The sequence below is a fragment of the Acidocella sp. MX-AZ02 genome, from assembly GCF_000306035.1.
GTDB classification, from domain to species: Bacteria; Pseudomonadota; Alphaproteobacteria; order Acetobacterales; family Acetobacteraceae; genus Acidocella; species Acidocella facilis.
In genome coordinates, this window is sequence record NZ_JH976208.1 from 402,009 (window position 1) to 403,800 (window position 1,792).

The window sequence follows — 1,792 nt, forward strand, 5'->3', positions numbered from 1 at the left end:
AGGCTGTGCAGAGCCGGTGCTGCGCCCGGAAATCCGCGCCGCCACCGTGCGGCTGCTGGAGCGCTGCGGCTATCAGGTGAGTTTCGCCCCCGGCGAGGCCTGCTGCGGCGCGCTCACCCACCATATGGGGCGCGAGGCCGAGGCGCTGGCGGCGGCCAGGCGCAATGTTGAGGCCTGGAGCCGGGAGATCGAGGCCGGACTGGAGGCGATTGTCATCACCGCCTCGGGCTGCGGCACCACGATCAAGGATTACGGCTATATGCTGCGTGACGATCCGCTTTACGCGGAGAAGGCGGCGCGGGTTTCGGCGCTGGCCAAGGATGTCTCGGAGGTGATCGAGGCGGCGGGGCTGCCGGCGCGGGTGGAGATCCCGGCGCGGATCGTCGCCTATCATCCGCCCTGCTCGATCCAGCATGGCCAGAAACTGACCACCGGGCCGCAGAATCTGCTGCGCGCGGCGGGGTTTACGGTGAAGCTGCCGGCGGATTCGCATCTCTGCTGCGGCTCGGCGGGGACGTATAATATTTTCCAGCCGGAGATCGCCGGGCAGCTCGGCGCGCGCAAGGCGCAGACGCTGGAGGCGCTGTGGCCGGATGTGGTGGCGACGGGCAATATCGGCTGCGCGGTGCAGATCGGCCAGCATTCCGGGCTGCCGGTCGCCCATATCGTCGAGCTGCTGGATTGGGCCACCGGCGGCCCCGCGCCCGCCGGCCTCTAAGGTTCAAAAGGTTCCGGGGGTTCACCCCCGGTTGATCGTCACCACGGAAGACGTCATCGGCGCGATCGCCTTGGCCAGGGCGCTCTCCACCGCCTTGGCGGTAAAGCCCGCCCGCAGCAGCGCCCGCCCGGCCGCGACATGCGCCTTCGACGCACCCGCATCCTGGCTCAGCGTCCCGATCGCGGCGATGAGCCCGGCCGCATCCGGCGCCACGGCGGCGCGCAAAGCGGGGGGCAGCTCCAGCCCCTCGGCGGCGATCGGTGTCATCACGCAGGGCAGGCCATGCGCCCAGGCCTCCAGCACCTTGCCCTTGATCCCCGCCCCGAAGCGCAGCGGCGCCAGCGCCAGGCGGGCGCGGGCGTAATAGGGGGCGAGATCCTCCACCGCGCCGGCCAGCTCCACCCCTTGCGTGCGTAGCATCTGCGCCACGCCATGCGGCAGCCCGGCGCCGACCACGGTGAGGCGCTGCCCGGCCAGGGCGGGCAGCACCGCCTGGGCGAACCAGAGCAGCCCGTCGAGATTGGGCTCATGCGCGAAATTGCCGACCAGCAGCAGCCCCTCGCGGTCGGTGCGCATGGCGGGCTTCACCGGCTTGATCGCCCAGGGCACCAGATGCAGCTTCTGCGCCTCCAGCCCGGCCTGGCGCAGCAGCGCCGCCTCGGCCGGGGAGTGGGTGAGCACGGCATCGGCCTGCAGCATCACCGCGAATTCCTGCGCCTGCTGGCGCTGGGCGGCGCGGGTCAGCTCCGGGCGCTCCTGGATCTCGCCCTGGCGGCCCAGGCGCAGATGATGCAGGTCGGCGACGCTGAACATCACTCTCGCGCGCGGCTGGTAATGCCGGATCAGGCTCATATAGGGCGCGGCGACGCTGACCCGGTGCAGATAGACCAGCTCGAACATCCCGGCCTGGCGGCAGAGCGCTTCCTCCACCGAGGCGATGGCGGGGGCGGCGAGGCAGGCGATGCCCTGCGCCGCCAGCAGCGCCTGGGCGGCGCCATCCGGCGCGGCGCCGGTGCGCGGCAGGAAGGAGACGTGCCAGCCCAGCGCCTGCAAGGCGCGCATATGGGAGAGGAT

Annotated in this window: 2 protein-coding genes; one reads left to right on the plus strand and one right to left on the minus strand. The window is 71.5% G+C overall.

All coding sequences use genetic code 11. From position 1 onward, the window contains the following. A partial coding sequence (locus MXAZACID_RS20130; RefSeq protein WP_008494232.1) for a heterodisulfide reductase-related iron-sulfur binding cluster occupies window positions 1-718 on the plus strand: 718 nt, incomplete at its 5' end. A 21-nt stretch (window positions 719-739) separates the two neighbouring features. On the opposite strand, the gene MXAZACID_RS19325 is transcribed toward MXAZACID_RS20130, so the two are convergent. Next, the coding region (locus tag MXAZACID_RS19325) for a glycosyltransferase family 4 protein (RefSeq protein WP_008494233.1) at window positions 740-1,792 on the minus strand (1,053 nt) is incomplete at its 5' end.